This window comes from Pedobacter jaeyakensis, from assembly GCF_054461315.1.
Window position 1 is genome coordinate 918360 of sequence record NZ_CM136921.1, and the last position, 25226, is coordinate 943585.

Sequence of the window (25226 nt, forward strand, 5' to 3'; positions counted from 1 at the left end):
TTTAGCTAGTTAAGAACAGAGCCTTCTTTAGTGGATTTATAATACCTCTTTCCGCTGCGATCTTAAACAAGACTTCGATTGCTTTTTTTCCCTCTTGGCCCAAATCAATTGAATACTTGTTTACATAGAGATCAATATGTTTATACATCACTTCTTCGCTCATTTCCTGTGCATGTTTTTTGATGAAGTCCAAACCTGATTTTGGATTGGCAAATGCATATTCAACAGACTTTTTAATTAATCTGTTAACTTTTTGCTGCACTTTAAAATCTAATGATCTGTTTATAACGATGCCCCCTAAAGGAATCGCACATCCGGTGAGTTTTTCCCAATAACTGCCCAGATCGACTACTTTATGAAGTCCTTTTTCCTCGTAAGTAAACCTGTTTTCGTGAATAATCACGCCTAAATCGATATTATTATTGATCAGTGCAGTTTCTATTTCAGAAAATAATAATGTTTTTTTATTAGTAAGGTTAGGGTAGGCAATTCCCAGTAAGAAATTGGCTGTGGTATATTTACCGGGAATTCCTACTAATAATTTTTCATCGAGATTAGTTGTTGCCGCAAGGTATTGATCGTCTTTACAGATCAGCAACGGACCCACGCCAAATCCAAGAGCGCTGCCTGCATCAAGTAGTGCATATTGTTCATTAACATACGCGTAAGCATGAAAACTAAGTTTAGTAATATCTAATTGGGTATTTAAAGCCTTTTTGTTTAGCGTTTCAACATCATCAAACGATACCTCAAATTCTAATCCTTCAGTTTCAATTTTATGATGTATCAGGGCATCAAAAATAAACGTATCATTTGGGCAGGGAGAAAATCCTAAGCTAAGTTTCATAATGTAAAAGTAAATACAATATAAAGGCGCTACGTTAGGTATTTGTCAAAAAGCCAATTGCCCAATTATTCAGGTTTTTAATTGCTAATCCAATTTGCCAATTATCCTTATTTCGTCTTTCCACATAATTAGATATTGCCCTAATTTGCAGGCATGGAACAACAGCCTTTTCACAGCAGTAGAGTACAGCTGCTCCTTCCATGCTTTCTGTTGTCGGCCTTACACTCTTGATGATCTTTTCGATTGTGAGGTCATTACCATGTACGGTATTGACGGTGATTCCATTGCACTTCTGTAAATCAGAGATGGAGTGTAGTGTTGAACTATGCTGTGATGTAAATTGGCTTCTCCCAAAGCCAAGTTCATCTATTGAAATAAATGCCTCTCCATCTTCTGCCCCAAGCTCAGAGAATGTATCACTAACTATATTTACAACACTGCCTAATAGAATATTTCTGTCGAAACTTCCGGCAATACCTAAATTCAAAACCAGATCGTATTTCAAATGCAGATACCTGCCAAGCGCATATGCCGTTGCGGCAATACCAACTCCAGTAACGAGTATGTCAAAGGCATCTGATTGTAAAAATTCACCTTCAGGCAAATGGAAGTATTCTATGAGTGGCGATAATTCCTGCCTTGTGGCTACAACTATGAGGATTTTCATTTAGGGCTTGCCTTTGGGGCATGAATTTAGCAAACTTTTATCTAAGTTTGCCAATATTATAACCTGCAATGATATATATAACGAGAAAGGCATCATTCAATGCCGCCCATAAATTATCAAGGCCAGACTGGACGGAAGATGAAAATACGGCAGTTTATGGTAAATGCGCTAATCCAAATTGGCATGGACATAACTACCAACTGTATGTTACTGTAAAAGGTGAAGTTAATCCTGAAACCGGTTTCTTGGTTGATCTAAAATGGCTGAAAGATATTACCAATACCTATGTCGTAGATAAAATTGACCACAGAAATCTAAATCTTGACGTAGATTTCATGCAAGGTAAATTGGCATCAACCGAAAATTTGGCAATCGCTATTTGGGAGCAGTTGGTTGATCTGATTAATGAATCTGGTGCTCAATTACATTCCATTAAGATCTATGAAACTGAGAACAATTTTGTAGAATATTTCGGTTAGCATTACACATATGAATCATATAGAACATTTGGATGATGAAGGGAACGGCTATATTAAAATAGACCGGTATAATCAGGTTAAAATAGAGTCCGTAGCTCATCATTATAAAGATATTTTAGTTCAGTTGGGTGAAAATCCAGAACGGGAGGGTTTACTGAAAACGCCTGAAAGGGTTGCGAAAGCACTTCAATACCTAACCCATGGTTACGATCTCAATCCTGCCGAGATACTTAAAAGCGCGATGTTTAAAGAAGATTATAGCCAAATGGTAGTGGTAAAAGACATAGAAGTATTTTCAATGTGCGAACACCATATGCTGCCTTTTTTTGGAAAAGCGCATATCGCTTACATCCCTAACGGGCATATCGTAGGATTAAGCAAAATACCTCGCATCGTAGATGCTTTCGCTCGCCGTTTGCAAGTCCAGGAGCGGTTAACAAATGAAATTAGAGACTGCATTCAAGATACATTAATGCCTGCTGGTGTAGCCGTTGTGATTGAATGTAAACACCTGTGTATGGCAATGCGGGGAATCCAGAAACAAAATTCTGTAACAACAACCTCAGCATTTACAGGGGAATTTGCAAAAGATAAAACAAGGGCAGAATTTTTAAGGTTAATCACCGCGAACCTTCATTAGTATTGTAATTACAACTAAGAAAGAAACTACTCAACAATTTAATTTAATTTAATGACAACAATGAAAGCATATATATTTCCAGGACAAGGTGCTCAGTTTTCGGGCATGGGAAGAGAGCTATACGAGAACCCTATAGCTAAAGATCTTTTTGAAAAGGCAAACGAAATTATAGGCTTCCGCATAAGTGATATTATGTTTTCCGGAACTGAAGAGGAACTTAAGCAAACTAAGGTAACTCAGCCCGCCATATTCCTTCATTCTGTTATTTTAGCTAAAGTACTGGGTGAAGACTTTAAACCAGACATGGTTGCTGGCCATTCTCTAGGTGAATTTTCTGCATTGGTAGCAACTTCAGCGCTAACATTTGAAGATGGTTTACGTCTTGTGATTACGCGCGCAAACGCAATGCAAAAAGCATGTGAACTTGAACCCTCTACAATGGCAGCCATTCTTGGTCTTGCGGATGAAGTTGTAGAAAATATTTGTAGTGAGATTAATGATGTAGTTGTGGCGGCAAATTATAATTGTCCTGGTCAAGTTGTAATTTCCGGAAGTATCTCAGGAATTGATATTGCCTGTGAAAAGTTAACAGCAGCTGGAGCAAAGCGTGCACTAAAATTGAACGTTGGTGGCGCGTTCCATTCACCTTTGATGGAGCCCGCCAGGTTGGAATTGAAAGAAGCGATTGATAAAATCACTGTTTTATCTCCTGTTTGTCCAATATATCAAAATGTCTTTCCAAAGGCCAATACAAGTCCTGAAAAAATTAAAGAGAACTTAATAACACAGCTTACAGGGGCGGTGCGATGGACTCAAGATGTGGAGCAAATGATTGCAGACGGTGCAACTGAATTTATTGAAGTTGGTCCGGGTAATGTTTTACAAGGTTTAGTAAAAAAGGTTAACAGAACATTAACTACATCTTCAGCAGCAATAGTATAATGTAGTGCACAAGTAACTTAAAAATTATTAATGTGAGTATAGGAGGCAAAATAAGATTTCTGTTGTTGATATTAGGTGCCTGCTGCATTATCACGGCTATTTCTTTAAGACACTCTATCACAAAAAAAGAACTTCTGGATCATGAAGGTGCTCAGTTACAGGAGAGCTTAACTAAAAAGGAGCTGATTGTAAACCGGTTCTTATCTGATAAAAATGAATTAGCAAGAATTAAGCGGTTTTATAAAGATGAAGAGTTAGGAAGGAATTTTATTTTAACCTATAGGGAGCAAGGAATAAATCTGCTTACTTATGAAGGGGATGAGTTAAAATTTTGGAGTTCAATAAAAGCAATTCCTTCTAATCCGGAGCTCATAAAAGAAGGGTCTTCTTTCCTGCAATTTTCCAATGGCTGGTATGAGGTGGTTAAGAAATCTCTTGATGAGGTCACCATTTTCTTCCTCATACAGGTAGAAAATCAATACAGCATACAGAATCAGTATCTCGAAAATGAAATTTCTAGTTACCTCTCGGATAAACAATCGCTTGCAAGGGCGACTTTTTCTGATTATGACGTGTACCCAATCTCAAATCTTAATGGCAAGCTACTTTTTGAGGTCAAGCTAAAACAAGGCTATTCCAAAAGTATTTACGCAAGCATTGAGATCTGGCTGTGGGCAATTGGACTTTTCAGTTTTTGCCTTTTTTTTAATTCTTTCTGTTCATGGCTTGCGAAGCGGGGAGATTTAATTCCTGGCACTATTTTGATTGCCTTATTCTTTTTAACGATAAGGATAACCGATCTTGAATATGGTTGGTTCAACAGGCAGTTTGAATTGTCCATTTTTAATCCCAGTGTATATGCCGAAAGCTTTTTTTTGCCTTCCCTTGGAGATTTCTTGCTGAATGTAATCGCATTATCCTGGGTGGTTCTTTTCATTTACACCTATAGCGACAGGTATAAATTACCATCATGGCTTTCTAGAAGTAAGATAGCAGGCCTTGTATTTCAATTTGTCCTGTTAATTCTCTTTGGTATACTCGCATTCATTTTTAATAACGTCTTTCTTGGATTAATTGAGAACTCCAAGATCAATTTTGACATTACAAACATCATTGACCTCGGTTGGATCAGCTGGATCAGCATCATTATTTTATGCCTGGTTTGGTTTAACATTTATATCATAGCGAGTGTATTTATGCAGTTAACACTGCAGTTAAATGTAACCAATAGGGAGCGCATCTTACTATTTTTTGCGGCTTTTTTCGCGTACTTTATTTTTAGTCTGCAAGCTGGATTAAGCTTGTTTTTCGTGCTTTACGCTCTTTTTATATTTATTATTGGTTGGAATTTTTATGTAAGAGAGAATAGATTCTCTGTAACCGTATTCGCAGCCTTGTTTTTTTGCCTTGCATCCATTTCTTCACTTAAATACCAGGAATTCATAGATGATAAAGAGAAAGGTAATAGGATTGCACTTGCTCAAAAACTTGTAGCGCCTGATGATATTGCAGTTGTCAGTACAATTGAAAATCTTGAAAACGGTATCCTTTCTAATAACTTCGTTCTTAATTATTTCAGGCAGCCAGCGTTAAATAGTATTCTTGAACTGAAGAAAAACATCGATAAACAGTATCTTGACGACTATCTTCCACGTTTTGAGTACAACATCTTTGTTTATAATAGTTTAGATTCTCCAATTGCCGTTCAGGAAACACTACCGTTAAATTATTTCAAGAAACTGGTTCAATCTGGTTCAATAAAACTACCTGAATCCAACTTCTTTTACCGTTTAAACGACACATTTGGCTATCAGAACTACTTTGGGATCATTCCCCTGTATAGCAGGAATAGGTTGCTGGGTACATTGGTTGTCGAGTTGAAATCTCAAGCCTATAATTACAGAGGTCAACTGCCTGAGATTTTAGTGGACAAATTGATCAAGAATGACAAAGATTACAACAATTACTCAATAGCCTTTTATAAGGATGATAAACTGGAAAGCCAGTCGGGCAAATTTACTTATAAAGTGTCCTCTGCGGAGTTTGCAAAGAGATCACTTAAAACATATTTCACTAATGATACTTCTAACTACTCTCATTTAGTTTATTCCCCTGTAAAGTCAAAAATTGTAGTCATCAGCAAAGAAAGAGTTAGCAGTATTATGTTGCTGGCTACATTGTCATTCTTCTTTTTGGTGTTTATTATTTTTTCAGCGATCCTCTATATATTGATCTGGTTATTAAAAAACATAGATGAAAGCTGGGGCGGCTGGTTTAACATTAACCGCTCTTTAATGATTAATGCAAATAAAATATTATATAAAACCAGGATACAGTTTTCTATAATTCTTTCTGTAGTTGCTACACTGCTCATAGTGGGGTGGGCAACTTATTTCTATATCAGCAAAGAATATCGAATTCAGCAAGATGACTTCATAAAGGATAAGGTACGCAAAGTTCAGCAGTCGTACGAGAGACAAATTTCAGTTGGCGGTATTCCAGCGGTAACTGACAAGTCAATTAATGATTTTAACCAGTTTGCTGACATCAATGCTGCTTATCTAAACCTGTTTGATATCAGTGGGGCATTAATTTACACATCTCTTCCAAAAATGTTTGATCTTGGTATAATTAATAGGAGGATGGGCCCGGTGGCATTTATTAATTTGAGCAAACTGCAGAAATCGGACTACATCAATTCGATGGAAAGAATCGGAACTTTTACTTATTCAGCTGCATATGCCCCAATCCGTAATGCACAGAATCAAACAATCGCATATATCAGCGTGCCTTATTATGCTAACGAAGCAGATTATAGGAGTAAGATTGGAATTTTTATCAATACACTGATCAATATTTACGCATTGGTATTTGTCGGTATAGGAATATTGGCAGTGTTTCTTGCTAATCAGATCACCAGTCCGCTTACTTTTATTCAAGAAAGCATTAAGAAAACAAAATTAGGTCAGAAGAATCAACCAATTTTATGGTCGCGACATGATGAGATCGGCTCATTGATACGGGAATATAATAAAATGATAGCAGCCCTTGAGGAAAGTGCGATCAGATTAGCCCGTTCAGAGCGGGAGAGTGCTTGGCGTGAAATGGCCAAACAAGTTGCGCATGAAATTAAAAACCCACTGACACCACTTAAGTTAGGTGTGCAACTTCTTGAAAAGTCATGGAAAGAGAAGGATCCAAATTTTGAAGCAAAGTTTGAAAGATTTAGTAAATCTTTCATTGAACAAATTGATAGCTTATCTACCATTGCTTCGGAATTTTCCAACTTCGCGAAGATGCCTGATACCAAATTGGAGAAGTTACAATTGCTTCCAATAATTAGCCAGGCAAGAAATGTCTTCACAAATAGCGATTCAGTTGAAATCTATATATTAAACCACACTACTACTGAGATTAGTATTTTGGGAGATAAAGATCAGCTTCTAAGAACATTCAACAACCTTTTGAAAAATGCTATCGAAGCATCTCTAGATACTAAGAAGTGCTTGATTAAGATACTCATTAGTAACGATGAAGAGCAAGTTTATATAGAGATAGAGGATAATGGGAAAGGTATTGATATTTCGCTGCAGGAAAAGATCTTTGTGCCGAACTTTACTACAAAGTCTTCAGGTACGGGGCTCGGACTGGCATTCGTAAAACAGGCTGTAGAAAATGCAGGCGGTGCGGTTGTATTTAAATCGGTGGAAAATGTAGGTACTACATTCTATCTGTCTTTCCCTCTATCTTAGTACAATAGACGCCCTACCCATGGTATAGCCGTCAGCATAGAGAATTACATCATATGTTCCTTTAACAAACTCATTAGGATTAACCCAATCCATTTTATAAGATGTGTTGTCGTCGTTGAAAGAAATGGAAGTTGAACTGGTAAACTGCATTTCCTGTCCATCAGCCTCAAACATGTTGTTCTCGTCTGCTACTAAATTTCCCGAAGGATTAAAAATTCTCAGGTATATTTTGTGATAATCTTTCGCTGCAAGCTGATTGGGTACAATTTCAAAGGTAACAGTTAGCTTTTTAGCCGTAGAAGCCTTAGTTACTTCAATGCTTTTTCCGCTGCTCTTTACCCGATAAGCCGTTACGAAAATGTTGGATGCCTTAAGTGCAGCGCTGGTTTTAACTTTTGCACTCAGTTCTGCGTTTCGTTTGGCCAATGCTTCGGCTTCCAGTTTAGCAGTTAACGCAAAGGATTCCAGACTGTCCATTTCTGTTTTTAAGTGAGAATTCTCTTTCTTAAGTTTGAGTAGGTCTTCATTGTAACGCTGGAGAAATTCTCGCAGTTCCCTTATCTGTTGTTGCGCATCGGACAGGTCCTTTTCAGTTAAGGAACCTTTTTCAAGAGCAAGTTTTAATTCCGCAATTTTTTCCCTGGCAAGTCTTTGCTCAGTAATTAACTTATCACTTAAGGCAACATTAATTGTATTGACTTTATCAAGTTCAGCCTCTATTTTCTCTACTTCCAGTTTAAGCCGATCTTTTTCAAGATTTACACTAACAAAACGCTGACTTTCATGTTTGTCTTTAAAAAAAAGGTAAGCATTGGTACCTAGTAACGCGGCAATCACAATCACAAGAAAATAAATCTTATTGCGGTCTCCTTTGTTTACTAAATCGGTTTTGTCGGCCATTTTTAACTTCTATCAGATTAGGTGGAAGCGAACATAAATAAAAAATAGTTAAAAGGTAAAAAAAACAAGTTTTTTATATGAGACATTAAAAAAAATCGTTTACTTGCTTAGGTTGGCAGTAGTAACGCACTCCAAACAACACAAATGAAACTTTATTTTCTATAACACACAACATTAAAAAATGCTTAAAACCAGCATCTGCGGGCTTTTATTATTTCTGGTATCCCCTTTAAGTCTGTTTTCACAAAACACGTCAAAAATTGCTCCAAAAAGAGAGTTTAGGGGCGTTTGGGTCGCCACAGTTTCTAATATTGATTGGCCTTCAAAGCCAGGCTTAACTGTTGATGCGCAAAAGCAAGAGCTAATTGGCTTGTTAGAACGACATAAAGCAAATGGAATAAATGCCATTATGTTGCAAGTTAGGCCAGCTGCTGATGCCTTTTATGCTAAATCCCGTGAGCCCTGGAGCCAGTGGTTAATGGGGAAGCAAGGTTTATCGCCAGCTCCTGGTTACGATCCATTAGAGTTTGCAATCAAGGAAGCCCATTTCAGGGGAATGGAGTTGCATGCTTGGTTTAATCCTTATCGAGCGTCCATGGGACCGGGTGCAGTAATGCACGAGACACACATGACCAGGAAGCGGCCTGATTTGTTTTTTACTTATGCAGGGAAAAAGCAATTTGACCCAGGCATACCGGAAGTTCGTGAATACATCATTCAGGTAATTTTAGATGTAGTGAAGGGCTATGATGTAGATGGAATCCATTTTGATGATTACTTTTATCCTTACAAGGTGGAAGGTCAGCGCATAAATGATGCATCGACTTTTGCGAAATATGGACAGGGTTTCACAGATATTGGCGACTGGAGAAGGAACAATGTCAATACCCTGATCAAGCAATTGGATGATAGTATCCATTTTTACAAGAACTATGTGAAGTTCGGAATTAGCCCATTTGGTATTTGGCGAAACAGTTCTGAAGATACCTTGGGGTCTGCAACAGCTGGATTATCAAATTATGCAGAACTTTTTGCAGATTCCAGAAAATGGGTTCAGGAGGGTTGGGTAGACTATATAAATCCACAAATCTATTTTAGCTTTACCAGAAAAGTTGCACCATTCGCTACACTGGTTGATTGGTGGAGCAATAATACCTTTGGCAGGCATCTTTACATTGGGCAGGCGGCTTATTTAGTTAACCAACGGTCTGAAGCTGCCTGGAGTATACCAAACCAGATTCCCGAACAAATAAGGTATATTAGAAAGAATACCCGTGTACAGGGAAGTGTATTCTTTAGTTCTAAATCGTTTACCAATGTAGCTCGCGCAGTCGGAGATTCACTAAAAAATGACTTGTATATCTATCCCGCCCTTCCACCGCAAATGCCCTGGTTAGACGACATCTTGCCTAATCCACCCCAACAATTGTCGGCAGAGGCATTAGGCGACGGAGTACATTTAAAGTGGCTCAGGCCATTTAAGGCTAAAGATGGAGAAACTGCTTCAGGATATGTTATTTATAGATTTCAAGAAGGAGAGGAGGTTAGTATCCTTAATCCAAAAAATATCCTTAAGATCAGCTACGAAGAATTCAATTCTTTCATTGATACCGATACTGAGAAAGGAAAGCGCTACAACTATTTGGTTACAGCTCTTGACAGGCTTAAAAATGAAAGTGAGCCAAGTGGCCCTGTTGGTATACTTAGATAAGTCTAGATCTTTATAAAGATCTGCTTTTTATACATCACCCACAGGATACCAAGCCAGCAAAGAACGAAAGTGATTGCCCAGGCAAGAGAAGCGTTAATTGGCGAGAAATAGTTTTGAAAACCTGAATATAAATATGTACTTAAACTGATTTCATTGCCATCTTTTGCTTGTACAGTTATGATATTTAAAATCCTGGGTATGAGCCCTGAGATAAAGAATACGGTTATGGCATTCCTTCCGTAAACAACAAATGGTGTCGTAAACCTGGTGTACTGTTGTACATCTATGATCCAGTAGCATAATGCGAATACCATTGTTGCGATACCGCCGGCATACAATACAAACGAACTGGTCCAAAGTGCTTTGTTTATTGGAAATTGTAAGTTCCAAAGTAATCCCAGCCCAATTGCAGCAAGACCTGTACAAAATAACCAGGATATTTTTGTAGCTGGATCAATATCCTTTCTCTTAAGATAAATTCCAACAAGTACACCAAAAAGTCCTGTCGCAATTGCGGGTATTGTGCCTAAAATGCCTTCTGGATCCCAGGTTTTTGATGATTTCCAAAGATGTGCCTCTGTTAATAGACCTCTGTCTATCCACGCACCCAAGTTGGTTTCTTTTTCCAGATTTGGATAACCAACTCCCGGAACGGGCACAAAAGTCATCAATGCCCAATAAATAGTTAGAAGAATAATGATAATTTTAAAGATCGTTTTCTCAGATGATTTAACAAAAATGATAGAAGAGAAAAGAAATACGAGGGCGATCCTTTGCAGGACGCCCGGAATCCGGACATGTTCAAATGATTCGATGGGGTTTGTAAATACTTTAGGGAAAAGGGATAAGAATATCCCGAGTCCAAAAAGAATTAATGCCCGCTTAAACGCCTTTAATAAAATATTTTTGTGTGAGGCGGGATCCAACTTTTTTGTGCCCATCGCGTATGATATAGATACCCCTACTATAAAAAGAAAAGAGGGGAAAATCAAATCTGTCGGGGTACACCCGTTCCATTCCGCATGCTCTAAAGGCGCATAGATATTTCCCCAATCACCAGGATTATTTACTAGTATCATGGCCGCAACTGTGGCACCTCTAAAGACATCTAAAGAAAGCAGTCTGTTGGGCGCCGGCAGCGCGTGTTGGGGTGTAGTCATGTATTATAAATAAAAGGCTTAAAATTTATACCGAACAAACGCCTCCATTGCCTCATATTCGGCCAGGCCCAGCTCATCATAAGCATTTGCCGTTTCCCTATTTCTATCTTCTGCTCTCTGCCAAAATTCTCTGGCGTCGTCACCCGGGAAAACAGCCCTGTCTTTTTGCGACTGATGTTTGAATATAGCGAATTTTTTTCTTTCCACCTCCTGTGGACTTAGCGGTACAGCCATCTCAATTTCATGAGTTTCAAACTCTTTCCACGCACCTCTGTACATCCATACCCAACAGTCGCTTACCCAACTTTCAGTCTTGGCAATTCTTCTCAACGCTTCTATAATAATGTTAAAGCAAACAATATGCGTTCCGTGTGGATCCTCAAAATCTCCGGCGGCAAATACCTGATGTGGTTTTATTTTCTGTAGAAGGTCAATTGTAAGTTCGACATCCAGATCGGTAACCGGATTTTTTTGGTTTTTCCCACTTTCGTAAAAAGGCAGGGCCATAAAATGAATATGGTCATCTTCCAGTCCGCAATAACGAGCTCCAGCAATAGCCTCACCTTTACGCACCAAACCTTTAACGGTTTGAATCTCGGGAGTATCCACCTGGTTAGGGAGTTTTTGACTCATAAAGGAACGCATGTTAGTATAAAGCTCCTTTAAGTCCGGTCTTTCCATCCCCATTTTCTCTGAAAAATCTATGCTGAATTCTACAAAACGGAGCGCATCATCATCCCAAACAGCCGTATTACCCGAAGTTTGATAAGCAACGTGAACGTCATGCTGTTGATCTACTAGTCTAATAAATGTACCACCCATCGAGATGACGTCATCATCAGGGTGCGGTGAAAAAATTACTGCCCTTTTCTTCGCCGGTTCCGCGCGTTCTGGTCGTTGAGAATCATCAGCATGTGGCTTGCCGCCTGGCCAACCAGTTATTGTGTGTTGGAGTTTGTTAAATATGTGAATGTTAATATTATAAACAGGTCCATTATCCAGGGCCAACTGTGCCATGCCGTGGTTGTTGTAGTCATCTTCAGTTAGCTTAAGGACTGGTTTGTTTAAGGAGTTTGCCAACCATATCACTGCTTTTCTGGTTATCACTTCATCCCAACTGCAGTCCTTAACCAACCAAGGAGTATCAAAACGTGTAAGCAATGAAGCAGCATCCTGATCCAGAATAAATTCTACGTTTTCAGATAATTGAAGATAGGTGGCAGGGACCTCGCTTGAAATTTCACCTTCAACCGCCTTTTTTATAATTGATGCTTTTTTTCTATTCCATGCCATGAGTATAATTTCCCGGGCTTTAAAAATAGTACCAATTCCCATTGTGATTGCTTTAGTAGGGACAAATGACTTTCCTCCAAAGTCGCGGGCAGCATCTCTTCTTGTCAGGTCATCTAAGGTTACCAATCTAGTTCCAGAGTTTGGCGCGGATCCTGGTTCATTAAAACCAATGTGCCCAGTTCTTCCTATGCCGAGTATTTGTATATCTAGACCACCTAGTTCGCCGATCTTTTTTTCGTACGCAAGGCAAAATGCGGGAATATCTTCCAGCTTTAAAGTACCATCTGGAATGTTCACATTCGATTTGTCAATATCGATATGATCAAAAAGATTTTCGTTCATAAACGAAACATAACTCTGAACGGCATAGGGTGCCATTGGATAGTACTCGTCAAGATTAAAGGTAATTACGTTCTTAAAACTTAGCCCCTCTTCTTTGTGCATTCTTACTAGTTCTGCATATACTGCAACCGGTGTGGCACCAGTAGCGAGTCCCAGAACCGCAGATTTACCTTCTTTTTGTTTTTCCTTTATAATGTTTCCAATTCTTTGTGCTACACTTAAAGAAGCTAATTTCGGATTTTCAAAAACTGAAACCGGAAGTTTCTCAAACCTGGTTTCTTCAAGAAGATTCAATCTTGCCATTTACTATATGTTATTTGTTTATACGGAGCAGCAAATATAATTGGCACAATGGACTTATTCAAATTATTAAAAAGTTTTGGGTATCTTTTTAATAATGTATAGTGCCCATTGCAACCTACTTGTGAATTTACAGATTATCATTTCAAATTTCTTCAATTTTCCTACATTTAAAAGTACTGTCAGTTCTTCTTTGGTTTGAACTGGTTAATACTTAAAAATCCACGATGAATTTAAATTGGACAAGGCTTTTTAATACGATTAAAAAGGAAGAAAAGTTAATAGTCGGGTTGATGTCGGGAACTTCATTAGATGGGCTGGACATTGCCTTGTGTTCTATATCCGGTAATGGAATCGCTACACAACTTAAGCTACTTCAGTTTAAAACAACGTCCTATAGTAATTCTTTTAAGGAAGAGATCAGATCAGTATTCTCAAAAAGAGCTGCTGATTTACAAATGGTTAGTTTACTAAACGAAAAAATAGGGCAGGTACACGGATCAATGGTGTTAGAAGCACTGGAAAGCTGGGATGTTAGCGCTGATCATGTGGATATTATTGCTAGCCATGGACAAACAATATTCCATGCACCACGATCATTGCATCAATTGGATGAGTTCCCGAATGCAACCCTACAAATAGGTGATGGAGATCATATTGCAGTTAAAACTGGCATCATTACCATTTGTGATTTTCGACAGAAGCACATTGCCGGAGGGGGAGAGGGAGCGCCGTTAGCAGTATATGGAGATTATTTGTTGTTCTCTAAGCATGGGGATGAGCGGATTTTGTTAAATATAGGAGGCATAGCAAATTTTACCTATTTGCCAGCAGATAATGATGCGGGTAAAGTATTTTCCACAGATGTCGGTCCGGGGAATACCATAATGGATCATTTTGTGCAAAAACATTATGAAGGTATGGAATTTGATGACGATGGACGTTTAGCAGCATCGGGAACGATCAATACCGAATTATTACAGGCCCTACTGGATCTGGATTTTTTCTCTACTGCTTTTCCAAAGACCACAGGACCTGAATTGTTCAATCTTGACTATCTTAAAGCGGCGCAGGATCGATCAGGTACTCTATATATCGCAAAGGAAGATGTGCTTGCTACTTTAACCAAATTTACTGCGGAAGTAATTGTTCAAGCCATAAACCGATGCATCACATATCCGCAACAAACCAAGATCTATATAAGTGGTGGTGGTGCACATAATACACTTTTACTACATACACTTAAAAACTCATTGTCTCCTATTGAATTTTTCACAACAGGAGAGTTGGGTATTAGCCCGGATGCAAAAGAGGCGGTTCTATTCGCATTACTGGCCAACGAAACATTATCGGGCACGGCGGTGGATTTTGGCGACAGGGAGACACTTCCTTCAATTACAATGGGGAAAATATGCTTACCGTTTTAAAAGAAAGGTAGAACTAATCAAATATCTTTTGAGATGGGTTAGTTGTTTAACGCTTATTTTATACTTTTGTACAAAACGAATACTATGGCAAGTTTTACGCTTACTCCTGAAACCTGGCTTAAGGTTAAAATAAAATTTCTAAGAAAATACCGTGATTTGGCCCAGTCGGACATCTCTTTTTTACCCGGACAGGAAGACGTGTTGGTAAACCAACTAATGGGACTTGTAAAGAGAGACCGTGATTACGTGGAGTTCACCATAAAAAAGGCGCTGGCAGACCCAGACGGTAATAGACTTTAAAGCTTTTGTATTATACTGCAGTAATTGCAAATGAGTGCTTTTTTTTCTAAGTTTACTTTATACAGATCAGTGAACGATGAAAAAAATCCAATTAATTACGGCACTTTGTCTAGTGGCTTTTGCTACCTTAACCTGGTCATTCAAAGAGGATCTTTTCCAGGTTTCTAAAAATATAGACGTTTTCGCTTCACTATATAAGGAGATTAACATCAATTACGTAGAAGAGACCAATCCTTCTGAACTGATGAAAAATGGCATCGATGCCATGCTTGGTAATCTTGATCCTTATACAGAATACATTCCTGAATCTGAAATAGAAGATTATAAACTTAAATATGTAAGCACCCAATACGGAGGTATAGGTGCCGGAACACTGTTTATAGAGGGGAAGCTATTTGTAAATGAGGTTACTGAAGGCTATCCGGCCGATAAACAAGGTTTAAAACCTGGCGATCAGTTGGTGAAAATTAATGATAATGAGATAAAAGGTAAAGACAGAACTCAAATAAGTCAGCTATTGAGAGGACCTAAAGGCTCTGCTGTTGATCTTGTGATTATTCGTGAAGGAGCGGTTATGTCAAAAAAGTTAATCAGGGATGAAATCAAACAGCCAAATGTGTCTTATTCCGGAATATTGCCAGACAATATTGGCTATATACGTTTGGACAAGTTTTTGGAAAATTCAGCTCAAGAGGTTAAAGATGCTGCTGTAGCATTAAATAAACAACAACCCAAGGGTTTGATTCTTGATTTGCGGTATAACGGTGGGGGTATTTTGCAAGAGGCTGTAAAAATAGTCAACCTGTTTATTAACAAAAATATATTGGTGGTTACGCAGAAAGGGAGGAATCCACAAAAAACCATCACATACAAAACATACAACGATCCTTTGCTCCTTCAAATTCCGTTGGTTGTTTTGGTGGGGGGTTCTTCAGCCTCAGCTTCTGAAATTGTTGCAGGTTCTTTGCAGGATCTTGACAGGGCCATCATCGTTGGCCAGCGCAGTTATGGTAAAGGGCTTGTGCAGCAGACCTTCAATTTGCCATACAATAGCCTTGTGAAGGTTACGGTAGCTAAATATTACACGCCATCAGGGAGATGCATCCAAGCCCTTGATTATGCGCATAGGGATGCGAATGGAGCTACTATCAAGTTTGCCGATTCCGTAGTGTCTAAATTTAGTACAAGCGCAGGAAGAAGTGTTTACGACGGAAATGGTGTCTATCCTGATGTATTTATCAATAATAGCAAGCCAAGTCCAATAACTGCTTCCATTGTTTCTAAAAATCTATTCTTTGATTATGCCAATGTCTATAGAAAGAAAAATAAAGAAATTGCCCCGGCTGCTGTCTTTCAGTTGAGTGATGCAGATTATTCAGATTTTGTAACCTCTCTTGCAGGGAAAGATTATTCTTATTCTTCGCAAACAGAAAAGTTGCTTTCAGATCTGAGATCTGAGGCAGAAAAAGAAAACAAGCTAGCTGCGGTTAAAGCAGACCTTGATGATTTGAAAGAGAAAATGCTTGGCGCTAAAAAGACTGATTTAATTACCTATAAACCAGAGATCAAAAGAATTTTAGAGACACAGATTGTAAGCCGTTATTATTACGAGAAAGGCAAAGTAGTCCAGGCGTTTCAGTACGATAAAGAACTGGCTGCAGCTAAAGCTTTGTTGACCAATTCTAACAAGATGCTGGCAATTTTAAAGGGCGAAGGTGAATATAAAACTATTGGCAGCCCTGTAAAGTCGATCGCTTCAGTAAAAGATTAAAGGTTTACAATATTTGCTTTAGGTTCCATGTAGTTTTACAACCAAGCCATTCATATTGTGGTTTAACTGCAACTGACAGGCAAGTCTGCTGTTTGGCAAAAGATCGGGTAGTGTGTCAAGCATCGCATACTCATCGTCTGTCATTTCGTTTAACTTTTCTTCACCTTCAAGTACATCTACGCAACAGGTAGCGCATAGTGCCATTCCACCGCAAGTTGCAAGAATATCATACTCACAGGCCTTTAAAAATTCCATCAAACTTAAACCCATGTCTACAGGAGCCTCAAGATCGGTTAAACTCCCATCAGGATTTTGTACGTGTACAAGTATATTATTTTCTTCCATCGTTAGAACTCTGAAACGCCATTTACAGTAGTGTACTTCATGGTATATTTAATACCAGGGTTCATGTATTGATAAGCACTATGACTCATCAATGCAGCTTCATGAAAACCACAAAGAATAAGCTTTAGCTTGTTGGTGTAGGTATTGATGTCTCCAATTGCGTAAATACCAGGAATGTTGGTAGAGTAGTCGTCCGTATTTACTTCAATTGCACTTTTGCTAATATTTAAGCTCCACTGTTCGATCGGGCCTAACTTAGGGCTCAAACCAAATAAAGGAATCAAGTGGTCTGCCTCAACAACCGTTTTCTCCATGGTTTTATTATGGATTAGTTCAACTACCTCCAACTTACCTTCTCCAGAGACAGAATTGAGGTTACTGTTTAAAACAAGGTTGATTTTGCCGCTTTCTGCAAGTTCCATTACTTTGTTGACAGAGTCTGGAGCACCTCTAAAGCTTTCGCTGCGGTGCACCAAGGTTAGCTCGCTTACAATATCTGCAAGGAAAATAGTCCAGTCCAGCGCCGAGTCCCCACCTCCTGCGATAACCATTTTTTGATCACGGTATTTCTCAGGGTCGAGAATCATATAATTTACCCCTCTTCCGTTTTCAAACTGTTCCAAACCTGATACAGCCGGCTTGCGGGGCTCAAAACAACCTAGCCCTCCAGCTATAACCACAACCTTAGATTCGATAACAGTGCCCATGTTGGTGGTCAACACAAAATCGGCTTCACCACGTTTTTCTAAGCTTTCAATTCGTTCTCCTAATGTAAAGCCTGGATGAAATGGCTTAGCCTGCTCCATTAAATTATCTACTAGCTCCTGCGCCAAAACCGTAGGGTATCCTGGGATATCATAGATTGGCTTTTTAGGATAGATTTCTGACAGCTGACCACCAACCTGAGGTAAATAATCAATCAAATGACAGCGCATTTTCAATAAACCAGCTTCAAATATTGCAAATAAACCTACGGGTCCGGCGCCTATTACGGCTATATCAGTAGAAATCATGTATTTAAATTTTGGGCGAATTTACGAACTTTTGTTTGTAAATCATTGCTATTTATAAATAATCTATATAGTCCGTAGGACTTATGACAGTTGGGTGGTTTGATAATTTAATTATCTTTGTTTATCAATGACTAAGAACCTTTATTTCGCTTCCGACTTTCACCTGGGATCTCCAAATCATAAGGAAAGTCGTTTACGTGAAGATAAAATCATACGGTGGCTGGACGAAATTGAGCCAACTTGTGCGGAACTTTTCCTCGTAGGTGATGTGTTTGATTTCTGGTATGAGTATAAAATGGTAATTCCAAAGGGATTTATTCGTCTGCAAGGAAAGCTTGCTGCAATGACAGATGCTGGAATAAAAATTTATATGTTTAAGGGTAATCATGACATGTGGATGAATGAATATTTCACTACAGAAATGGGCATCCAGATTATCAGTGATGAACTGATCATGGAGCGCGGAGGCAAAAAGTTTTATTTGCACCATGGCGACGGACTCGGCCCGGGTGATCATAAATATAAGATATTAAGAAAGATCTTCAGAAATCCGCTTTGTCAGTGGCTATTTTCTCTGGTTCCACCTGCCATTGGCTTGGGATTTGGAAATTGGTGGTCCAGCCATAGCAGGCATACCAGTACTTCAGAAGAACATTTTATGGGGCTGGAGAATGAATGGCTGGCAGTCTATTCGAAGGAGCAGTTGCAGCAGCAACATTTCGATTACTTTATTTTCGGACACAGGCATTTGCCGCTGGAACTTGAGCTGGGGGACGGTGTCAAATATGTAAATACCGGAGAATGGCTACATTATTGTTCATATGCTGAGTTCAATGGCAAAGAGCTTAGCCTGAAATATTTCGAAAAAGATTAATTCAAAAGCCGTATTTTTGCTGCCCGAATAAATATTACATTTATTATTAGTTTCTGAAAAAGATATGTTAGAAAAGTTAGAAGCAATCAAACTTCGTTGGGAAGATGTTGAGGAACAGCTAAGTAATCCTGATACTATGCAGGATATGAAGCGTTTTGCCGCTTTGAATAAGGAATATAAAGACTTAGGCAAAATTGTAGATGAATATAAGATCTACAAAAATGTGATGAGTAATATTGACGCGAACCGGGAGATCTTAAGCACGGAGAAAGATCAGGAAATGCGAGAAATGGCAAAAGAAGAGCTGGATTTATTATTGAAACAGCAGGAAGAACTGGAAGAAAAGGTTCGATTGATGTTAATTCCAGTAGATCCTGAAGATGCAAAGAACGCAGTTTTTGAAATTAGGGGTGGTACAGGTGGAGATGAGGCAGCTTTATTTGCTGGAGATTTGTACCGGATGTATAGTCGCTTCTTTGAGCAAAAAGGCTGGAAGGTAGAAACCGTAGATGTGACTGAAGGAACAGCGGGAGGTTATAAGGAAGTTATCTTAAAGGTTAGTGGAGAAGACGTATATGGCCAATTAAAATATGAGTCTGGTGTACATCGTGTGCAAAGGGTTCCAGATACAGAGACGCAGGGCAGAGTGCATACGTCGGCAGCTTCAGTAGCTGTATTACCAGAGGCTGAAGAAATTGATCTTTACATCAATCCTGCGGATATCGAGTTGCACACCTCTCGTTCTGGAGGTGCTGGTGGACAGAATGTAAATAAGGTGGAAACCAAAGTACAGCTAACACACAAACCGTCTGGTATTGTGGTGGTTTGTCAGCAAGACAGGTCTCAGTTAGGTAATAGGTTAATTGCGATGGAAATGTTGCGTAGTAAGCTATACGATATAGAGCTTCAGAAAAAGAATGGCGATACAGCCGCAAGACGTAAGACAATGGTTTCTACTGGTGATCGATCTGCGAAGATCAGAACTTACAACTATCCTCAGGGAAGGGTAACTGATCACCGCATTGGTTTGACACTTTATAACTTAGGTGGTATCATGGATGGGGGCGTACAAGAGCTTATTGATGCGCTACAGTTTGCAGAGAACGCGGAGAAGATGAAAGAAGGCTCTGTAGCATAGCAGGTTACAATTATTTTAAAATATATATTGCGAATTAAAATAATCGCGCTATATTTGCAATCCCGAAACGAAAGTAACGGAAAAACGGACCGGTAGTTCAGCTGGTTAGAATGCCGCCCTGTCACGGCGGAGGTCGCGGGTTCGAGTCCCGTCCGGTCCGCAAAAGCCACTCAATCGAGTGGCTTTTTTGCTATATCCGTTTTTCTCTGATGTCTCAAAAGGCTAGCCTTTCGATTTTAAAGCTCGAATAAATATTAGAGCGAGCAATGAGCATAGGTTTTACACATAATAAAATGGTATTCCGCGTAGGTAAGAGTTCTTAGAACTGCAGCCAAACTCAAGTATAAGATCCGTACAATTCCCGTGTTTGGTTCAGGTTATGTTCAGGTCTTGTTCAGGTTATGTTCAGGTCATGTTCAGGTTTACCTGAGTCTAACCTGAGTAGAACCTGATTATAACCTGATGATTACCTGAAGTAGGCATGGGTGTTGTCCTGCAGATGTATGGTAGATTATAGGCAGTTCCATGAGCCGTGCCTTAATCCAGCGGTGCGTCAATAAAAAGGGCCCAATATCATATGATATTAGGCCCTTTTTATTGTTTTATTTTTATTCTGAACTAAAAGTTAAAGCGTAAGGTAGCACCAAATGTTCTAGGATCACCAAGTACTCCGGCGTATAATCCTGAGTTACCTGCTGCAGCTTGCAGTTGCTCATAATAGTGGGTGTTGCCAATATTTCTACTCCATGCAAATAGCGAGAATTTGTCTGATTTAAAGCCAATTCTGCCATTTAAAAGTGAATATGCCTCCACATTTAGTACCCTGGAAGGAGTTGGATTTGAAGAATACCCAGAACGGTGACTTGCATCGCCAGCAATAAAATATCTGCCTTCTCTTGTGGCTAAACTACCCGGGATGCTGAATTCTGCGCCACCAGAAACATTCCACTTTGAGACTCCCGGTAATCTACCTCCGGAAGCGTCTTTAAAAGCTACCTGTGTGGCAACATTATTAACAAGTTCAGTATGACCGGTTTCCTCTAAAGGAAGTGGTGCATTTGTAAATTTAACGTACTTGCCGTCTAAATATGCAACAGCTGCATTCAATGTTAAGAATTTTTGTGCTTGATAAGTTCCATCAATTTCAAGCCCTTGCACTTTTACCTTCTCTGCATTAGCGAGGTAACCCCTGTTTACTCCTAGCTGTGGCGATTGAACATTGGTTTGATAATCTTTAATTTCTGTATCGAAAGCGGTTATATTTACTATAGCGCCCTTAACAGGCTTTGTTTTAAATCCCAATTCGTAATGTTTAACATATTCTGGTTTAACGACGGCTAACGATAAATCAGCTTCTCCTGTTGCCGTAGTTGGTAAACCACCTACATTAACCCCAACAGGTTTGTAAGCCGTGGAAAAAGTTCCATACACATTTAATTTGGTGGTTGGACGGTATGATAATGTTAAGTTGCCAGACAGGTTGTTATTGTCTGTACTGGTGTTGAATTTTTGATTGGCATAAACAGCTGCCTTAAGTGCAAGTAAAGCAGCATCTGAAGTTTGTAGACCTCCATATGTTACCCTGTCGTAATCGACATCCTTTTTGTCATATGTAAACCTTAAGCCCGGTAAAACATGAAAGTGTTCTAGAAACTCCCAATCTGCTTGTGCAAATATTGCAGTACTTAGTGATTTAATGGTTGAATTGGTTTTGATGCCATAACCATCCAGTAAGCCTGGTTCTGAATAGCGAGCTTGAGCGCCTGTGGCAGCAGTTTGTACAAATCTCCACTGGTCTTTACCAACCTCTTCTGTTTGAGAAAGACCTTTCAAATTTTGGTAAAGGGCAAATACACCTATTACACCGCTTACTTTTTCGGCAATATCACCAGCATATCTTACCTCTTGTGAATATTGATCATGGCGGGAGGTACCTTGAGATTTGGTAAGAACGGAGAATTCAGAGAAATCCCTATCATTTGTTGGATCCCAATTCCAGAATCTCCATGCCGTAGTAGAGGTTAATGTTCCATTTCCGATTTTGTAGTCTACGTTTGCAGATACTCCACCGATAGACTGGTTATGTTTCCAAGGTGTATTGGTATAAATCTCTCTAGAAAACGGATCTATTTTTGGTTGCTGGTAACCAAGATCTGCTACGATTTTAGCGTACTGGCGATATGCGCTTCTTTCCGTCGTAGTAATTCCGGCAACAACTAGCGGGTAACCTGCAGGGTGCTGGAAGCTCGCGTCGCCGCTCAATAATACAGATAGTTTGTCTGAAGGTGTATAGTACAGCTGACCTTTGAAGCCGAGGTTATTTTGACCGCTATATTGACGTTGTTCGGTAACGTTGTATATCGTGCCGTCTCGTTGTGTGCCAGATAGGGATAGCTTTAGCGCAAGATCTTTTGCAACCCCTCCAGAAACTGTAGCCTTAGCTTGAAAGAAATTGTAGTTTCCGGCACTAAATTCTGCCTTTGCAGTTGGGGTAAATGTTGGTTTTGTTGTGGTGATGTTGAATGCACCTGCAGTGGTATTTTTACCAAATAATGTTCCCTGCGGGCCACGCAAAACCTCTATTTGTTCAATATCTAAAAAGTCGGTTGATGTAGCAGCAGGTCGGGCTTGGTAAACGCCATCAACATAGAAACCAACTCCCGGATCTATACCATCATTAGTTAATCCAAAAGTGGATCCTAGACCCCTGATGTTTAAAGTAGTGTTTCTTGCATTGGAGGCGTACAATTGAACCGAAGGAACAAGCTCCTTTAAACGGTTAACGTTAAAAGCTCCCGCGTTTTCGGCTGCTTGTCCGCCTATTACTGTAATTGCGATAGGTACATCCTGAAGTACTTCTGATCTTCTTCTGGATGTTACAACGATTTCATCTAGTAGTGCGCTTTCCACCAAAACTAAGTCCAAAGGCGTATCCTGGATTTTTAGAATTTGAAAATCTTGTGGTTTGTACCCAACTGAGCGTACCTGAAGGTAGAATGGTGTCTCTTGCTTAGCGTCGATAGTGAATGCGCCGTTGTCATCTGCACTTACGGAAATATTGGTTCCTCTTATTAATACCGTTGCTCGCGGCAACGTTTCACCTTTAGTATTTTTTACCACCCCGGTTAATTTCGTTTGAGCCAGGATAGTTGAAGCTTGTAAAAGCAGGATAATTAATGGCAGTAATTTTATTATTTGTAATAATCGTTTCATGTAATGGCTTATCTGGTATGAGTTTTTAAATTGGATTCTTTCTGTTGTGTAAGATTTGTTAGTGCTGAAAATCAACAACAACAGCATCCTGGAGGGAAGTTTATTTCATTATTGGGAAGCGAAAAAGTAGAGTACTTGAACATAGTCTATAGATTTAGTGGGCAAATGTACTGTGATTTTTTACATCTGCAAATTATTTTTTAAAAAAGGGATCTTATTACCCTAAAATCACCACCGATCAATTGTTTTTAGGGCTTGGCAGAAATATGGGTAAATAAAAAAAGCCTCATAGAGGCTTTTAAATATTAAAATGAGTTTTGGCTTAGCTGAATAACTCTTGTAGATCGCGGTCAGCCGTGGGGATTTTTTTAAGAAAATCATTGAACCCAGCTCCGTCTTGTGAACTGTACATTCCGTATGCATCAAGAATGTAACCAACCTGATGGTCTTTATCCTCTAATATATATAGCACAGAGTTATCTGCCGGATCTGAGTCTCCTTCAAAACGATATGTTTTAATAATAGTAAGGTCTTCCGGCTTATAGATTTTATCAAATCCAACACCCTGCATCTTACCATGATCTGTCATTTTTATTTCGTTGTCTAAACCTTTAAGTCTCAATTTTTCTAAAATTTGACTAAGTGTGTTCATTTCTACCGGACGTTCCATAATAATTTGTTTTTATTAATAACAACTGCAAAAGAGAATGGTTTGACCACAAAAAAATCAGCCTATTTGTTGAGTATAGGCTGATTAAATAAGTTGTTTGTTTATAGGTGTTTACAGAGAAAAAGTTGTTTTGACTTTATCTACGAAATCAAGTTTTTCCCAGGTAAACAAATCAACGGTAACTGTTTTTTCTTCGCCGTTAGGTGTTCTGAAAGTTTTGGTTACTGTTTCCGGCTTCCGGCCCATGTGTCCGTATGCTGCTGTTTCGCTATAAATAGGGTTTCTTAATTTTAAACGTTGCTCGATGAAATATGGGCGCATGTCAAACAAGTCCTCTACAATTTTCGCAATCTCACCGTCCGTTTTATTCACTTTACCTGTTCCATAAGTATTGATGTAGATACCCATTGGTTTAGCAACACCGATGGCATAGCTCACCTGTACCAGTATCTCTTCTGCAACACCGGCTGCTACCAGGTTTTTAGCGATGTGACGGGTAGCGTAAGCCGCACTCCTGTCTACCTTACTTGGGTCTTTACCAGAGAAAGCACCACCACCATGGGCACCTTTACCACCATAGGTGTCAACAATGATCTTACGGCCGGTTAAACCGGTATCGCCATGCGGACCACCGATTACAAATTTACCGGTTGGGTTAATGTGGTATTCAATCTGATCATTGAATAAATGAGCATACTGAGGATATTTTGCAATGATTCTTGGAATCAGGATGTCTACCAGGTCTTTTTTGATTTTGGCAAGCATTGTTGCCTCCTCATCAAAATCATCATGCTGGGTGGAGATAACAATGGCATCAATGCGAACAGGCTTGTTGTTATCATCGTATTCTAACGTTACCTGCGATTTTGCATCCGGGCGTAAATAAGAGATCTCCTTATTTTCGCGGCGTAATGCGGCAAGCTCCTGTAGTAATTTATGAGACAGGTCTAGTGCCAACGGCATGTAGTCTTCAGTTTCGTTAGTAGCATAACCAAACATCATACCCTGGTCGCCTGCACCCTGCTCTTCTTTGCTGCTTCTGTCTACACCCTGGTTGATGTCTTGCGACTGCTCATGGATGGCAGAAAGGATTCCGCAGGAATTGGCCTCGAACATGTATTCACTTTTGGTATAACCGATTTTACGGATCACATCACGGGCGATCTGCTGAACATCAAGATAGGTTTTAGATTTTACTTCACCTGCCAGAATTACCTGGCCTGTGGTTACCAGGGTTTCACAGGCAACCTTTGACTCGGCATCAAATGCTAAAAAGTTATCAATAAGTGCATCTGAGATTTGATCTGCAATTTTATCAGGGTGACCCTCAGAAACTGATTCGGATGTGAATAGATATGACATTATATATAATTTATTTTTGGGTTAAACAATTATACAAATGATCCTGATCCTGCAAAAAACAGGCAGTAAAATGAAGTGTA

The 25226-nt window shown here is 39.2% G+C and carries 20 protein-coding genes and 1 tRNA gene; 11 read left to right on the forward strand and 10 right to left on the reverse strand.

Annotated elements, in window-relative coordinates:
* Position 1 precedes the first annotated feature (1 nt).
* Both ACXZ1K_RS04260 and mqnB read right to left on the reverse strand, forming a co-directional pair.
* Entirely contained in the window at positions 2–847 is an 846-nt protein-coding gene (locus ACXZ1K_RS04260) for a menaquinone biosynthesis family protein (protein ID WP_458972137.1), read from the reverse strand.
* A gap of 34 nt (positions 848–881) precedes the next feature.
* Positions 882–1514 (reverse strand): futalosine hydrolase, encoded by a 633-nt coding sequence (mqnB, locus tag ACXZ1K_RS04265; RefSeq protein ID WP_458972138.1) that lies wholly within the window; start codon positions 1512–1514, stop codon positions 882–884.
* A gap of 68 nt (positions 1515–1582) precedes the next feature.
* Between mqnB and ACXZ1K_RS04270 the strand changes: the two genes are divergently transcribed.
* The 4 genes from ACXZ1K_RS04270 to ACXZ1K_RS04285 are packed head-to-tail and all read left to right on the forward strand — an operon-like array spanning position 1583 to position 7327.
* Positions 1583–1993 carry a 6-pyruvoyl trahydropterin synthase family protein gene (locus tag ACXZ1K_RS04270; RefSeq protein ID WP_458972139.1) on the forward strand — a complete coding sequence of 137 codons (411 nt, stop codon included), beginning with the start codon at positions 1583–1585 and terminating at the stop codon, positions 1991–1993.
* 10 nt (positions 1994–2003) lie between these two features.
* Positions 2004–2633: a GTP cyclohydrolase I FolE gene (folE, locus tag ACXZ1K_RS04275; RefSeq protein ID WP_458972140.1), complete on the forward strand. Its 630-nt coding sequence runs from the start codon at positions 2004–2006 to the stop codon at positions 2631–2633.
* 60 nt (positions 2634–2693) lie between these two features.
* Positions 2694–3575: an ACP S-malonyltransferase gene (gene fabD / locus ACXZ1K_RS04280; protein WP_458972141.1), complete on the forward strand. Its 882-nt coding sequence runs from the start codon at positions 2694–2696 to the stop codon at positions 3573–3575.
* Positions 3576–3607: 32 nt separating this feature from the next.
* Positions 3608–7327 carry a sensor histidine kinase gene (locus ACXZ1K_RS04285; protein ID WP_458972142.1) on the forward strand — a complete coding sequence of 1240 codons (3720 nt, stop codon included), beginning with the start codon at positions 3608–3610 and terminating at the stop codon, positions 7325–7327.
* Here ACXZ1K_RS04285 and ACXZ1K_RS04290 read toward each other — a convergent pair.
* A complete protein-coding gene (locus ACXZ1K_RS04290) occupies positions 7319–8227 on the reverse strand; it encodes a hypothetical protein (protein ID WP_458972143.1) in 909 nt (302 codons plus the stop codon). The two genes, ACXZ1K_RS04285 and ACXZ1K_RS04290, sit on opposite strands and share 9 nt — an antisense overlap.
* A gap of 181 nt (positions 8228–8408) precedes the next feature.
* Between ACXZ1K_RS04290 and ACXZ1K_RS04295 the strand changes: the two genes are divergently transcribed.
* Complete coding sequence (locus tag ACXZ1K_RS04295; protein ID WP_458972144.1) at positions 8409–9938, forward strand: glycoside hydrolase family 10 protein; 1530 nt, start codon at positions 8409–8411, stop codon at positions 9936–9938.
* Positions 9939–9940: 2 nt separating this feature from the next.
* On the opposite strand, the gene ACXZ1K_RS04300 is transcribed toward ACXZ1K_RS04295, so the two are convergent.
* On the reverse strand, positions 9941–11098 hold the full coding sequence (locus ACXZ1K_RS04300) for an acyltransferase family protein (protein WP_458972145.1): 1158 nt from the start codon (positions 11096–11098) through the stop codon (positions 9941–9943).
* A gap of 18 nt (positions 11099–11116) precedes the next feature.
* Positions 11117–13036, reverse strand: a complete 1920-nt coding sequence (gene nagB / locus ACXZ1K_RS04305; protein ID WP_458972146.1) for a glucosamine-6-phosphate deaminase — start codon at positions 13034–13036, stop codon at positions 11117–11119.
* A 224-nt stretch (positions 13037–13260) separates the two neighbouring features.
* On the opposite strand from nagB, the gene ACXZ1K_RS04310 reads away from it, so the two are divergent.
* The 3 genes from ACXZ1K_RS04310 (at position 13261) to ACXZ1K_RS04320 (ending at position 16531) form a co-directional block, all read left to right on the forward strand.
* Complete coding sequence (locus ACXZ1K_RS04310; RefSeq protein ID WP_458972147.1) at positions 13261–14460, forward strand: anhydro-N-acetylmuramic acid kinase; 1200 nt, start codon at positions 13261–13263, stop codon at positions 14458–14460.
* Between the two features lie 84 nt (positions 14461–14544).
* Positions 14545–14760: a hypothetical protein gene (locus ACXZ1K_RS04315; protein WP_458972148.1), complete on the forward strand. Its 216-nt coding sequence runs from the start codon at positions 14545–14547 to the stop codon at positions 14758–14760.
* A gap of 76 nt (positions 14761–14836) precedes the next feature.
* Positions 14837–16531: a S41 family peptidase gene (locus ACXZ1K_RS04320; protein ID WP_458972149.1), complete on the forward strand. Its 1695-nt coding sequence runs from the start codon at positions 14837–14839 to the stop codon at positions 16529–16531.
* Positions 16532–16549: 18 nt separating this feature from the next.
* Here the strand turns inward: ACXZ1K_RS04320 and ACXZ1K_RS04325 are convergent, their stop codons facing one another.
* A complete protein-coding gene (locus ACXZ1K_RS04325) occupies positions 16550–16876 on the reverse strand; it encodes a 2Fe-2S iron-sulfur cluster-binding protein (RefSeq protein WP_458972150.1) in 327 nt (108 codons plus the stop codon).
* 2 nt (positions 16877–16878) lie between these two features.
* Complete coding sequence (locus tag ACXZ1K_RS04330) at positions 16879–17889, reverse strand: NAD(P)/FAD-dependent oxidoreductase (protein ID WP_458972151.1); 1011 nt, start codon at positions 17887–17889, stop codon at positions 16879–16881.
* Between the two features lie 127 nt (positions 17890–18016).
* Here ACXZ1K_RS04330 and ACXZ1K_RS04335 point away from each other — a divergent pair, with 127 nt between their 5' ends.
* The 3 genes from ACXZ1K_RS04335 (at position 18017) to ACXZ1K_RS04345 (ending at position 20061) form a co-directional block, all read left to right on the forward strand.
* Complete coding sequence (locus ACXZ1K_RS04335) at positions 18017–18763, forward strand: UDP-2,3-diacylglucosamine diphosphatase (RefSeq protein WP_458972152.1); 747 nt, start codon at positions 18017–18019, stop codon at positions 18761–18763.
* 64 nt (positions 18764–18827) lie between these two features.
* Positions 18828–19901 (forward strand): peptide chain release factor 1, encoded by a 1074-nt coding sequence (gene prfA, locus ACXZ1K_RS04340; protein ID WP_458972153.1) that lies wholly within the window; start codon positions 18828–18830, stop codon positions 19899–19901.
* Positions 19902–19987: 86 nt separating this feature from the next.
* Positions 19988–20061: transfer RNA gene (locus tag ACXZ1K_RS04345), tRNA-Asp, on the forward strand.
* 458 nt (positions 20062–20519) lie between these two features.
* On the opposite strand, the gene ACXZ1K_RS04350 is transcribed toward ACXZ1K_RS04345, so the two are convergent.
* The 3 genes from ACXZ1K_RS04350 to metK form a co-directional block, all read right to left on the reverse strand.
* Positions 20520–23114 carry a TonB-dependent receptor gene (locus tag ACXZ1K_RS04350; protein WP_458972154.1) on the reverse strand — a complete coding sequence of 865 codons (2595 nt, stop codon included), beginning with the start codon at positions 23112–23114 and terminating at the stop codon, positions 20520–20522.
* Between the two features lie 322 nt (positions 23115–23436).
* Positions 23437–23784 carry a hypothetical protein gene (locus ACXZ1K_RS04355; RefSeq protein WP_458972155.1) on the reverse strand — a complete coding sequence of 116 codons (348 nt, stop codon included), beginning with the start codon at positions 23782–23784 and terminating at the stop codon, positions 23437–23439.
* Between the two features lie 111 nt (positions 23785–23895).
* Complete coding sequence (gene metK / locus ACXZ1K_RS04360; protein ID WP_458972156.1) at positions 23896–25146, reverse strand: methionine adenosyltransferase; 1251 nt, start codon at positions 25144–25146, stop codon at positions 23896–23898.
* Positions 25147–25226: the final 80 nt, after the last annotated feature.

What these genes read in the sequence shown, in the direction of transcription:
- ACXZ1K_RS04260 (WP_458972137.1), bottom strand. Translation starts at nt 847, where the DNA reads ATGAAACTTAGCTTAGGATTTTCTCCCTGCCCAAATGATACGTTTATT.
- mqnB (WP_458972138.1), bottom strand. Translation starts at nt 1,514, where the DNA reads ATGAAAATCCTCATAGTTGTAGCCACAAGGCAGGAATTATCGCCACTC.
- ACXZ1K_RS04270 (WP_458972139.1), top strand. Translation starts at nt 1,583, where the DNA reads ATGATATATATAACGAGAAAGGCATCATTCAATGCCGCCCATAAATTA.
- folE (WP_458972140.1), top strand. Translation starts at nt 2,004, where the DNA reads ATGAATCATATAGAACATTTGGATGATGAAGGGAACGGCTATATTAAA.
- fabD (WP_458972141.1), top strand. Translation starts at nt 2,694, where the DNA reads ATGAAAGCATATATATTTCCAGGACAAGGTGCTCAGTTTTCGGGCATG.
- ACXZ1K_RS04290 (WP_458972143.1), bottom strand. Translation starts at nt 8,227, where the DNA reads ATGGCCGACAAAACCGATTTAGTAAACAAAGGAGACCGCAATAAGATT.
- ACXZ1K_RS04295 (WP_458972144.1), top strand. Translation starts at nt 8,409, where the DNA reads ATGCTTAAAACCAGCATCTGCGGGCTTTTATTATTTCTGGTATCCCCT.
- ACXZ1K_RS04300 (WP_458972145.1), bottom strand. Translation starts at nt 11,098, where the DNA reads ATGACTACACCCCAACACGCGCTGCCGGCGCCCAACAGACTGCTTTCT.
- nagB (WP_458972146.1), bottom strand. Translation starts at nt 13,036, where the DNA reads ATGGCAAGATTGAATCTTCTTGAAGAAACCAGGTTTGAGAAACTTCCG.
- ACXZ1K_RS04310 (WP_458972147.1), top strand. Translation starts at nt 13,261, where the DNA reads ATGAATTTAAATTGGACAAGGCTTTTTAATACGATTAAAAAGGAAGAA.
- ACXZ1K_RS04315 (WP_458972148.1), top strand. Translation starts at nt 14,545, where the DNA reads ATGGCAAGTTTTACGCTTACTCCTGAAACCTGGCTTAAGGTTAAAATA.
- ACXZ1K_RS04320 (WP_458972149.1), top strand. Translation starts at nt 14,837, where the DNA reads ATGAAAAAAATCCAATTAATTACGGCACTTTGTCTAGTGGCTTTTGCT.
- ACXZ1K_RS04325 (WP_458972150.1), bottom strand. Translation starts at nt 16,876, where the DNA reads ATGGAAGAAAATAATATACTTGTACACGTACAAAATCCTGATGGGAGT.
- ACXZ1K_RS04330 (WP_458972151.1), bottom strand. Translation starts at nt 17,889, where the DNA reads ATGATTTCTACTGATATAGCCGTAATAGGCGCCGGACCCGTAGGTTTA.
- ACXZ1K_RS04335 (WP_458972152.1), top strand. Translation starts at nt 18,017, where the DNA reads ATGACTAAGAACCTTTATTTCGCTTCCGACTTTCACCTGGGATCTCCA.
- prfA (WP_458972153.1), top strand. Translation starts at nt 18,828, where the DNA reads ATGTTAGAAAAGTTAGAAGCAATCAAACTTCGTTGGGAAGATGTTGAG.
- ACXZ1K_RS04350 (WP_458972154.1), bottom strand. Translation starts at nt 23,114, where the DNA reads ATGAAACGATTATTACAAATAATAAAATTACTGCCATTAATTATCCTG.
- ACXZ1K_RS04355 (WP_458972155.1), bottom strand. Translation starts at nt 23,784, where the DNA reads ATGGAACGTCCGGTAGAAATGAACACACTTAGTCAAATTTTAGAAAAA.
- metK (WP_458972156.1), bottom strand. Translation starts at nt 25,146, where the DNA reads ATGTCATATCTATTCACATCCGAATCAGTTTCTGAGGGTCACCCTGAT.